Annotated in this window: 1 rRNA gene; it reads right to left on the reverse strand. The window is 56.9% G+C overall.

Annotated features, from left to right (window positions below):
- Positions 1-425: ribosomal RNA gene (locus V6B97_RS17155) — 23S ribosomal RNA — on the reverse strand; the annotation flags it as partial.

A 425-nucleotide genomic window follows, 5' to 3' on the forward strand; every position in this document is an offset into this window, starting at 1 on the left:
AAGAGCACCCCTTCTTCCGAAGTTACGGGGTTATTTTGCCGAGTTCCTTGGCCAGAGTTCTCTCGAGCGCCTTGGGTTATTCACCCCACCCACCTGTGTTGGTTTCCGGTACGGTTTGCGCGCGCTAAACTTAGGAGCTTTTCTAGGCAGTAGAGGCTCAACGGCTTCAGACCTTGCGGTCACGGACTCGCGTCTCGGCCTATAAGAGGGCGGATTTGCCTACCCTCAAGCCTACCTGCTTGCACCGGCTAAGCCAACAGCCGGCCCGCCTACCTTCCTGCGTCCCTCCATCGCACACTCGCGCAAGTACGGGAATATTAACCCGTTTCCCATCGGCTACGGCTTTCGCCCTCGCCTTAGGGGCCGACTAACCCTGGGAAGATTACCTTTACCCAGGAAACCTTGGGTTTACGGCGAACAGGTTT

The organism is Nitratidesulfovibrio sp. 1201_IL3209, from assembly GCF_036763125.1.
Taxonomy (GTDB): Bacteria; Desulfobacterota; Desulfovibrionia; order Desulfovibrionales; family Desulfovibrionaceae; genus Cupidesulfovibrio.